9 protein-coding genes are annotated in these 9239 nt (G+C 70.0%); 4 read left to right on the forward strand and 5 right to left on the reverse strand.

What is annotated here, in order from left to right; genetic code table 11:
* Positions 1 to 148: 148 nt before the first annotated feature.
* The 4 genes from pstS to ABTZ43_RS15960 all read right to left on the reverse strand — a co-directional run bounded on the left by pstS (position 149) and on the right by ABTZ43_RS15960 (position 5296).
* Positions 149 to 1252 (reverse strand): phosphate ABC transporter substrate-binding protein PstS, encoded by a 1104-nt coding sequence (gene pstS / locus ABTZ43_RS15945; RefSeq protein WP_056420299.1) that lies wholly within the window; start codon positions 1250 to 1252, stop codon positions 149 to 151.
* 167 nt (positions 1253 to 1419) lie between these two features.
* Positions 1420 to 2397 carry an NUDIX hydrolase gene (locus ABTZ43_RS15950; RefSeq protein ID WP_056420302.1) on the reverse strand — a complete coding sequence of 326 codons (978 nt, stop codon included), beginning with the start codon at positions 2395 to 2397 and terminating at the stop codon, positions 1420 to 1422.
* Positions 2394 to 4559, reverse strand: a complete 2166-nt coding sequence (locus tag ABTZ43_RS15955; RefSeq protein WP_350539501.1) for an RNA degradosome polyphosphate kinase — start codon at positions 4557 to 4559, stop codon at positions 2394 to 2396. The genes ABTZ43_RS15950 and ABTZ43_RS15955 overlap by 4 nt, the downstream gene beginning before the upstream one ends.
* Before the next feature lie 53 nt (positions 4560 to 4612).
* Positions 4613 to 5296: a winged helix-turn-helix transcriptional regulator gene (locus tag ABTZ43_RS15960; protein WP_149422580.1), complete on the reverse strand. Its 684-nt coding sequence runs from the start codon at positions 5294 to 5296 to the stop codon at positions 4613 to 4615.
* A 72-nt stretch (positions 5297 to 5368) separates the two neighbouring features.
* On the opposite strand from ABTZ43_RS15960, the gene ABTZ43_RS15965 reads away from it, so the two are divergent.
* The 3 genes from ABTZ43_RS15965 to ygfZ all read left to right on the forward strand — a co-directional run bounded on the left by ABTZ43_RS15965 (position 5369) and on the right by ygfZ (position 7546).
* Entirely contained in the window at positions 5369 to 5656 is a 288-nt protein-coding gene (locus tag ABTZ43_RS15965) for a hypothetical protein (protein ID WP_056420308.1), read from the forward strand.
* A 164-nt stretch (positions 5657 to 5820) separates the two neighbouring features.
* Positions 5821 to 6423, forward strand: a complete 603-nt coding sequence (locus ABTZ43_RS15970) for a heme-binding beta-barrel domain-containing protein (RefSeq protein WP_350539502.1) — start codon at positions 5821 to 5823, stop codon at positions 6421 to 6423.
* 1 nt (position 6424) lies between these two features.
* Entirely contained in the window at positions 6425 to 7546 is a 1122-nt protein-coding gene (ygfZ, locus tag ABTZ43_RS15975) for a CAF17-like 4Fe-4S cluster assembly/insertion protein YgfZ (protein WP_350539503.1), read from the forward strand.
* 7 nt (positions 7547 to 7553) lie between these two features.
* On the opposite strand, the gene ABTZ43_RS15980 is transcribed toward ygfZ, so the two are convergent.
* Complete coding sequence (locus ABTZ43_RS15980) at positions 7554 to 8378, reverse strand: class I SAM-dependent methyltransferase (protein ID WP_350539504.1); 825 nt, start codon at positions 8376 to 8378, stop codon at positions 7554 to 7556.
* A gap of 60 nt (positions 8379 to 8438) precedes the next feature.
* Here ABTZ43_RS15980 and ABTZ43_RS15985 point away from each other — a divergent pair, with 60 nt between their 5' ends.
* Positions 8439 to 9188 (forward strand): phosphoglyceromutase, encoded by a 750-nt coding sequence (locus ABTZ43_RS15985; protein ID WP_056420319.1) that lies wholly within the window; start codon positions 8439 to 8441, stop codon positions 9186 to 9188.
* The last annotated feature ends 51 nt before the right edge of the window (positions 9189 to 9239 follow it).

The following is a 9239-nucleotide window of genomic DNA, read 5'->3' on the forward strand; positions in this document are numbered from 1 at the left end:
CCTTGGTTTGGGTGGGGGGGGGGGCCTTGCGCTGCGGGCCCAGCGGGTGGGGTTGTGAAAACCCCCCCCCCACCCGGGGGGGGCCCTCCCCCCCCCCCCCACACCCGGGGGCGTCGGACCGGAGCTCAGCCGTGGGCTGAGCCGTCGGTCACTTCGTGACGATCGCGTCGATCGCGGTGCTGATCTGGTCGCGCAGGCTGTCCGAGATCGGCGCGCTGCCGGCAGCCTCGGCGGCTGCATCCTGACCCTCGGCCGAGGAGACGTACTCGAAGTACGCCTTCACGAGGCCGGCGGTCTCGGCGTCGTCGTAGTCGACGCAGCCGATGAGGTACGAGACGAGCGCGATCGGGTACGAGCCGGCGGGTGCGGCGGCCGGGTCGACGGCGAACGCGAGGTCGTGGTCCGAGCGGCCCTCCTCGAGCGGCGATGCCTCGACGAGCGCTGCGGCGGCGTCTGCCGAGTAGGGGACGTAGTCGCCCTCGACCTCGACGGCCACCTGGCCGAGCTCCGAGGTGCGCGACGCGTCAGCGAAGCCGATGTAGCCGGAGCCGTTGGTGATCGCGTCGACGACTCCCGAGGTGCCGTCTCCGGCCTCGCCCGTCTGAAGCGGCCACTCGTCGCTGGCCTCGTAGGTCCACACGTCGGGGGCGACGGCGCTGAGGTACTTGGTGAAGGTCTCCTGCGTGCCCGAGGGGTCCGAGCGGTGCACGGTGACGATCGCCTGGTCGGGAAGGTCGACGCCCTCGTTCTGCGAGGCGATGGCCGGGTCGTTCCACTGGGTGATCGTGCCGGCGAAGATCTTGGCGATGGTCTCGCCGTCGAGGTTCAGCTCGTCGATTCCGTCGAGGTTGAAGGCCACGGCGACGGGGGAGATGTAGACCGGGATCTCGACGATCTCGTCGGATGCGCAGGAGCCGAAGCCGCCCTTGGCGATCTCGTCGGCGTTGAACGCGCGGTCGGAGCCGATGAAGTTGGAGGAGCCGGCGATGAAGTTCTCGCGGCCGGTGCCCGAGCCCGTCGCGGTGTAGTTCACCGTCGTGTCGGGGTTGGCGGTCTGGAACGCGGCGACCCAGGACTGCTGGGCGGCCTCCTGCGAGGAGGCGCCGGTGGCCTCGATGGTGCCGGAGAGGGTGGAGTCGGTGGGGGCGTCGGTGGAGCCGCCGGTGCCGCCTTCGTTCGCGGCACAGCCGGCGAGTGCGAGAGCGGCGACGGCGCCGATGGCGCCGATACGTGCGATTCGGGAGATCTTCACTGTGGATCCTTCGATCTTGGAGGGGTGGGGCCCGGTGCAGGGCACACAGTGACGCTAGGTGCGGCGGTTAACGAGACTCTCCCGCACAGGTGAACGGAAGGTGAACGGCGGTCGACTCTCTGGGGCGGGATACCGCGCCCATCCGCGGAATCCCGCCGGAGTCGGGGTCAGACCTTGGGGATGTGCGTCTCGATCGCGATGATCCCGGAGCCCGGATTCGTCGCCGAGAGGTGCACGACCGAGAAGGCGGCGGGCTCGAGGGCGGCGGCGCTGCTCACGTACGATCCGCGGATGGTGCCGGTGGCGAGCGCGAGCTCGGTGAGGATGCCGGGGAGCACCGGTCCGTGGCTGCACAGCACCGCGGGCTTTCCCGAGCGGACGCGGCGGCCGACCACGGAGCGGAGGTCGTCGCGACCCTCCTCCCAGGCATCCTGACTGATCGCCTCGGTCTTGACCTTCTTGCGGTCGAGGGCGGCGGCCAGCGGGGTGACGGTCTGCACGCACCGCACCGCGTCGCTGGTCACGATCCTGCGCACGCCGAAGGCGCGCAGCGGTCCGACGATCGAGGACGCCTGGTGCTGGCCGCGCTCCGTCAGCGGACGCGCGGCATCCGCCCCGTCCCAGTCCGAACGGGACAGCGCCTTCGCATGACGCAGTGCGATCACGGGGAAGGTGCGCAGGACGCCGTCATCGACGAGATTCGCGAAGAAATCGAGGATCTCGAGGTCGACCGGGTAGCTCAGACGGGCACGTGCCTTCTTGATGCTGACCCACTCGAGGGCGGCGATCTCGCGATTGGGCACGAAGGTGGAGGCGCGGATGGCTTCGGCCGTGGCCTCGGCCGCCCAGTAGTGCACGACCTTCTGCTTCTTCGACGGCAGGTGATAGCGGCTGACCCCGACGGGGACGCCGAGGGACACCCGGATGCCGGTCTCCTCGTGCACTTCGCGCACGGCGGTCTCCGCGAGCATCTCGCCCGGGTCGACCTTGCCCTTGGGCAGAGTGATGTCCCGGTACTTCGTGCGGTGGATGAGCAGGATCCGCAGCTTGCCGTCGATCAGGCGCCAGACGACGGCGCCGGCCGCGTAGACGGCCTTGTCCGTCCACTTCGACCCCGCCGCCTGGGCCGTCGACTGCGAGCTCATCGGACCGACCGTGCGCGACGGCGTCGCTGGATCAACCCCATGGTCTTGTCCTGCAGGTCGACGAGAGGCTTGCCGTCGGCATTCTCGGAGTGCCGCGTCCAGACCCCCTCGGCTCCCAGGTGCCACGAGGTGGTGCCAGGGTCCATGGCCAGGTCGAAGAAGTCGAGCAGGTCCTTGAGGTGGCTGGGGTCGGTGACCCGCACCAGCGCCTCGACGCGTCGGTCGAGGTTGCGGTGCATCATGTCGGCGCTGCCGATGTACACCTGCGGGTCGCCGTCGTTGTGGAACGCGAAGATCCGGGAGTGCTCGAGGTAGCGGCCGAGGATGCTGCGCACGGTGATGTTGTCGCTGATGCCCTCGAGGTCGGTGCGCAGGCTGCAGATGCCGCGCACCCAGACGTCGACCTTCACTCCGGCGGCGCTCGCGCGATACAGCGCGTCGATGATCTCTTCGTCGACCATCGAGTTGACCTTGATGCGGATGCTCGCGGGCTTTCCGTTCTCGGCGTTCCGGCGCTCGTGATCGATCTGGCGCACGAGGCCCTTGCGCAGGTGCAGCGGGGCGACGAGCAGGCGCTTGAACTTCTTCTCGATCGCGTAGCCGCTGAGCTCGTTGAAGAGGCGGGTCAGGTCCTTGCCCACCTGCGCGTCGGTGGTGAAGAGCCCGAAGTCCTCGTAGATGCGGCTCGTCTTCGGGTTGTAGTTGCCGGTGCCGATGTGCGAGTAATGGCGCAGCACGCCCTCCTCCTCGCGGATCACGAGGGCGAGCTTGCAGTGGGTCTTCAGCCCGACGAGTCCGTACACGACGTGCACGCCGGCCTTTTCGAGCTTGCGCGCCCAGACGATGTTGTTGGCCTCGTCGAAGCGGGCCTTGACCTCGACCAGGGCGAGCACCTGCTTGCCGGCCTCGGCGGCATCGATCAGGGCCTCGACGATCGGGCTGTCACCGGAGGTGCGGTAGAGCGTCTGCTTGATCGCGAGCACGTGCGGGTCGCGTGCCGCCTGCTCGAGGAACGACACGACGCTCGTCGTGAACGACTCGTACGGGTGATGCACCAGCACGTCGGACTTGCGGATGGCCTTGAAGATGTCGGCGCGCGTGTTGCTGCCCGTGGGCTGGAACGCGACCGCGGTGGTGGGCAGGTGAGGCGGGTAGCGCAGGTCGGGGCGATCGATCCGCGACAGGTCGAACAGGCCTCGGAGGTCGAGCGGCCCGGGGAGGCGGTAGATCTCCTTGTCCGTGACGTCGAGCTCGCGGACCAGGAGGTCCATCGTGACCTCGTCCATGTCGTCCGTGATCTCGAGCCGGATCGGCGGACCGAACCGGCGCCGCAGCAGCTCGGCCTCGAGGGCCTGGATGAGGTTCTCGCTCTCGTCCTCCTCGATCTCCACGTCCTCGTTGCGGGTGAGTCGGAACGCGTGGTGGTCGAGCACCTCCATGCCGGGGAACAGGTCGCCGAGGTGGTTCGCGATCAGTTCCTCGAGAGTGAGGAAGCGCTTGATCTCGCTCGTGCCCGGCACCTCGACGAAGCGCGGCAGCATCGGCGGCACCTTCAGGCGAGCGAACTCCTGGCGCCCCGTGCGGGCGTTGCGGATGCGGATGGCGAGGTTGAGCGACAGGCCGGAGATGTACGGGAAGGGGTGTGCGGGGTCGACGGCGAGCGGCATCAGGACGGGGAACACCTGGGCGCCGAAATACTCGCTGAGCTTGCCCCGCTCCTCGTCCGTGAGCTCGGACCACACGGTGATCTCGATGCCGGACTCGGCCAGCGCCGGTCGCACCAGGGAGTTCCACGCGTCCGCGTGGCGCAGCTGCAGGGCGTGCGCCTCGCGGGCGATGTCGGCCAGCGCGTCGGCGGGCGAGCGCCCGATGTTCGTCGGCACGGCGAGACCGGTGACGATGCGGCGCTTGAGCCCCGCGACGCGCACCATGAAGAACTCGTCGAGGTTGCTCGCGAAGATCGCCAGGAAGTTGGCCCGCTCGAGTTCGGGGAGCGACGGATCCTCGGCGAGCTCCAGGACGCGCTGGTTGAACGCGAGCCAGCTCAGCTCGCGATCGAGGTAGCGGTGGTCGGGAAGCAGCGCATCCGGAGCCTCGGTCGCATCGAAGTCGTCATCTTCAGCGTCACCGAGACCAGCGTCGGCGAGAGCGGGATCGATCATGGGGTACATCTAAGCACCGTGAGGTGACGCGCGCGTGAACGGGCACGCCAGGGTCACACCGTGGCGGCGACCGTCTCGTCGTCGTGGACGTTGAACCGGTACCCCACGTTGCGCACGGTGCCGATGATCTGCTCCTGGTCGCCGAGCTTGGCGCGCAGCCGGCGCACGTGCACGTCGACCGTGCGGGTGCCGCCGAAGTAGTCGTAGCCCCAGACTTCGCTGAGCAGCTGCTCGCGCGTGAACACCCGTGACGGGTGCGTGGCGAGGAAGTGCAGCAGCTGGAACTCCTTGTACGTGAGATCCAGCGGGCGCCCCCGCAGCTTCGCCGAGTACGACTGCTCGTCGATCGTGACGCCGGAGGCCTGCACGCGCGTGGGCTCGGCGACCTCGTCGCGGCGGGCGAGAGCGAGGCGCACGCGGGCGTCGGTCTCGGCCGGTCCCGCGGTGGAGAGCAGCACGTCGTCGATGCCCCACTCCCCGGACAGGGCGCTCATGCCGCCCTCGGTGACGACCAGCAGCAGCGGAGCATCCTGGCCCGTCGCGCGCAGCAGCCGACACAGCGACTTGGCTCCGACCAGGTCGAGACGGCCGTCGACGATCACGATGTCGTAGTCGGGAGCGTTCACCAGCTGGGCCGGCTCGGCCGGGATCTGACGCACGCGGTGGCTGAGAAGCTCGAGCGCGGGCAGGACCAGTTCCGACACCGGAGCATTGGTCAACACCAGGACCTGGGCCACACGCACTCCTTCCGGACGGCGGGGTACGCCGTGACGCCATGATACCGGGCGCGGATGGGTGACAATGGAGGTATGTCGGATCCTGCGCTCGCACCGCGTAACGCTTTCGTCGGTGTGCTCACCGTCTGGGCGGTCGCCGTCGTCGCGTCCATCGGGGTGGGCGTCTTCGTCTCGTCGGAATGGCGCGTGCCCTGGCTGATCGTGGCATTCGGGGGCATCGTCCTGCTCTCCTTCGCCACGCAGCTCTGGTACGGGCGCACGCAGGGGTTCATCCTCCGGGTGGGCGGGAGCACGATCGGGGCGCTGCTGCTGATGGGCGTGATCTCCATCGGGTTCGGGCTGGCGTCGCTGGTCACCTGACGCGTCGCGAGACACCCCGTCCGCACGGAGGGTAAAGTGGGCGTCATGGATCTCCTGGCGCTCGAACTCTTCTTCATCGGCCTGCTCGGCCTGGCGAGCCTCGCGATCGTGTTCGTCTCGGTCGTCGTGCTGCGCAACCTCTTCCGCGGTCAGCGCTGAGCGTCGTGCTCGAGCTGCCCACCGATCTCCCCGCCGACCTCGCGCCGCTCTCGTGGCTTCTCGGCGTCTGGGAGGGCACCGGTGTCATCGACTATCCCGTCGGCGACGAACGTCTGCAGGGTGAGTTCACCCATCGGGTGAGCTTCAGCCACGACGGCGGGGCCTTCCTCAACTATTCGGCGACCGCGGTCCTCGCCGGCGATGACGGTGCCGAGTCGATCCCCCTCGTCGCCGAGACCGGATTCTGGCGCCTCTCCCGCCCCGCGACCGACGCCGACGCCGGACCCGCGCTGCTGCCCCCGCTCGCTGCGCCCGTGACCCGCGGGGTCGACGACGTCGAGGCCCTCCGCGCTCCCTCGGGCGGCTTCCCCATCGAGGTGTCGATCGCGCACGCCGACGGGATGCTGGAGCTCTACCTCGGCGAGATCGCCGGGCCGCGCATCGACATCGCCTCCGACGCGATCGTCCGCGGCGCCGGCGCCAAAGAATACGGCGCCGCGACACGCATGTACGGGCTCGTCGACAACCATCTGCTGTGGGCGTGGGACATCGCCGCCCTCGGAACCACGATGCGCTCGCACGCCTCGGCCCGTCTGGCGAAGGTCTGACATGACCGGTTTCGCCGACATCCCTGGTGCCGTCGCCGACGAGACGGGGATCTCCCATTTCGGCGATGCATTCCGCGAGCAGCGCCGACTCGCCGCCGGTGCGGCGGTGGCGCCGCTCGACGATCGCACGGTCATCGAGGTCGCCGGCCCCGAGCGTCTGAGCTGGCTCGACTCGATCACCTCGCAGGCGGTCGGACGACTCTCGGCGGGCGAGAGCACCGAGCTGCTGGTGCTGGACCCTCAGGGGAGGGTGGAGCATGCGGCCGGGGTGGTGGACGACGGATCGTCGACCTGGCTCATCGCGGACGCCGGCGATGCCGACGCCCTCGCGACCTGGCTGACGCGCATGAAGTTCCGCACGGAGGCCACCGTGACCGTGCGCCCCGACCTCGCCCTGCTCGGCTTCGTCGACGGCGGAGCCGCTGCCGAGCTGGCGCTCGCCGCGGCATCCGCTCCGTCGGGCATTCCGCTCGTCTGGGTGGATCCGTGGCAGGCCGTGAGCGCCGGCGGGCATCAGTATGCCGAGATCGCCGAGCACCCGGGGGCGGCGCTCGCCTGGCGGGTGGCGATCCTCGAGCGGGAGAGCTCCGACGCCCTCGCGACGACGCTCGCCGCCGACCAGCTCGCGGGACTCCTCGCCGCTGAGGCGCTGCGCGTCGCCGCGTGGCGCCCGCGCTGGTCCGCCGAGGTCGATGAGAGGTCGCTGCCGCACGAGTCCGACTGGATCCGCACGGCTGTGCACCTGAACAAGGGCTGCTACCGGGGACAGGAGACGGTGGCGAAGGTGCACAACCTCGGCCACCCCCCGCGTCGCCTCGCCGCACTGCACCTCGACGGCAGCGAGGCGGTCCTGCCCGCGGTCGGAGACCCGGTGTTCGCCGGCGACGACGAGGTCGGTCAGGTGACCTCGGTCGCGCGACACCACGAAGACGGTCCCATCGCCCTCGCGATCCTGTCGCGCCGCACGCCGGTCGGCGATCTCGTGGTGCGGTCCGACGGCGTCGACGTGGCGGCGACCCAGCAGGTCATCGTCCCCGCGGACGCGGGCGCCACCGCCGACATCCCTCGTCTGACGCGTCTGTCACGACGCCCGAGCGCACCCGATCCGCGCCAGGCGGGCTGAGCGCCGGTCAGTCGACCGTCGCCACCGCGTCCCAGGGCAGCGTGAGCTCGCCCAGGCGCCAGCGGCTCCTGCCGCCGAGCACGGGCCAGCCTTGCGCGCGCAGGGCCCCGACGGCGGCGAGGAACCGCTGAGTCGCCCCGAACGTCGACAGCGGCGACGCGCGCGCCCACTCGCGATCGAGATCGACGAGCAGGGCGTGCACCCGCTCGCCAGGGACATTGCGATGGATCAGTGCCTTGGGAAGCCGTTCCGCGACGATGCTCGGATGCTCGAGATCGGCCAGGCGCAGCGAGATCGTGAACCGCTGCGGCGCTCCCGTCGGGTCCACGTCGATCCAGCTCGCCACGCGACCGATCTCGTCGCAGGTGCCCTCGACCAGCAGCCCACCGGGTGAGAGACGCGCGGCCATCGTGCGCCAGGCGCTCGCCACATCGCCCTCGTCGTACTGCCGCAGCACGTTCATGGCGCGGATCACGGCGGGGCGGCGTCCGGCCGGGAGCGGGACCTCGAAGCCGCCGCGGGCGAAGGACACCCGCAGGTCGGGGGAGAACGAGGTGCGGCCGGCGTGCACTTCGGCGAGCTGCCGGGTCGCGGTCTGCACGCGCGCGGGATCGATCTCGAGGCCGCGCACCTCGGCATCCGGGCGCACGCGCTGCAGGCGGGTCGCGAGCTCGAAAGCGGTGACGCCGCTCGCCCCGTAGCCCAGATCGACGACGAGCGGATCCTCGGCTCGTCGGAAGGCGGTGCTCGCCGCGATCCAGCGGTCGTTCCGCCGGAGCCGGTTCGTCCCGGTGGTGCCGCGGGTCGGCCGACCGAGAGGAGATGACGCCATGCGTCAATCCTCCCAGGGCGCGGGCGTGTACGCGTGGCGCTGCGCCGATAAACTGATGCCATGACTTCGAAGCGCACCCTGATCCTGCTCCGTCACGGCCGGAGCGAGTGGAACGAACTGAACCTCTTCACCGGCTGGGTGGACGTCCGACTCAACGCGCAGGGCGAGAAGGAGGCGAAGCGCGGTGGTGAGCTGCTCGCCGAGGCCGGTCTCCTGCCCGATGTCCTGCACACCTCGCTGCTCAGCCGTGCCATCCAGACCGCGAACATCGCACTGGACGCCGCCGACCGCCTGTGGATCCCGGTCACGCGCTCGTGGAGGCTGAACGAGCGTCACTACGGCGCGCTGCAGGGCAAGGACAAGGCGCAGACCCTCGAGGAGTTCGGTCCCGAGCAGTTCCAGCTGTGGCGCCGGTCGTTCGACGTGCCGCCGCCCGTGCTCGACGACGACAGCGAGTTCAGCCAGGTGCACGACGCGCGCTACGCCGGCATCGACGGCGAGGTGCCTCGCACCGAGTCGCTCAAGCTCGTCATCGACCGCCTGCTGCCGTACTGGGAGAGCGCGATCGTTCCCGACCTCGAGGCAGGCAAGACGGTTCTCGTCACGGCGCACGGCAACTCGCTCCGCGGACTCGTGAAGCACCTCGAGGGCATCAGCGACGACGACATCGCCGAGCTGAACATCCCCACCGGCATCCCGCTCGTGTACGAGCTCGACGAGAACAACGTCCCGACCGGGCCCGGCCGCTACCTCGACCCCGAGGCCGCTGCGGCCGGTGCGGCGGCGGTCGCCGCCCAGGGCAAGAAGTGACCCGGGGCGAGAAGTAACGCGCGACCGCGGATACACCGAGGGGGCGGATGC

The sequence above is a fragment of the Microbacterium sp. NPDC097977 genome, from assembly GCF_040302605.1.
In the GTDB taxonomy this organism is placed as follows: domain Bacteria; phylum Actinomycetota; class Actinomycetes; order Actinomycetales; family Microbacteriaceae; genus Microbacterium.